This window comes from Desulfobacter latus, assembly GCF_013389365.1.
Taxonomy (GTDB): Bacteria; Desulfobacterota; Desulfobacteria; order Desulfobacterales; family Desulfobacteraceae; genus Desulfobacter; species Desulfobacter latus.
On the sequence record NZ_JACADJ010000183.1, the window covers coordinates 1 to 563 of the forward strand.

1 protein-coding gene is annotated in these 563 nt (G+C 48.8%); it reads left to right on the forward strand.

The window, feature by feature from the left end; translation table 11 throughout:
• Nucleotides 1–145: 145 nt before the first annotated feature.
• The coding region (gene iscB, locus HXW94_RS18900) for an RNA-guided endonuclease IscB (RefSeq protein ID WP_218576826.1) at nt 146–563 on the forward strand (418 nt) is incomplete at its 3' end.

A 563-nucleotide genomic window follows, 5' to 3' on the forward strand; every position in this document is an offset into this window, starting at 1 on the left:
TTCTACGGCAAGTGGTTAAACAGGTCTAAGGGGTTAAACCGGTGCTGCTTGCGCCAAACCCGGTCATAACATTGACGCGGCAAACATTACCTTGGAAACAAGAGGATTTTAAAATTGAGTGTATTTGGAGTTGGTTCGGTTTGACATGCAGAAAATACAGAATCCCGAAATATCCGGTGTCGCGTATCAGCAGGGGGAACTCATGGGGTATGAGGTACGGGAATACCTTCTGGAAAAGTGGGACAGAACGTGTGCCTACTGCGGAAAAACAGATATCCCGTTGGAGATTGAACATATCGTGCCGAAATCGAAAGGCGGTTCCAATAGAGTCAGCAATCTGACACTGGCCTGTACAGCGTGCAACAGGAAGAAGGGGAACAAACCGCTCGAACAGTTCCTTTCAAGAAAACCAGAACTGTTGAAACGAATTCAAAAACAGTCCAAAGTGCCGCTCAAGGATGCGGGCGCCGTCAATGCGACCCGATGGGACTTGTTCCGTACCTTGAAAAAAACCGGACTGCCGGTTGAAACCGGCTCCGGCGGTCTGACAAAATTCAACCGGA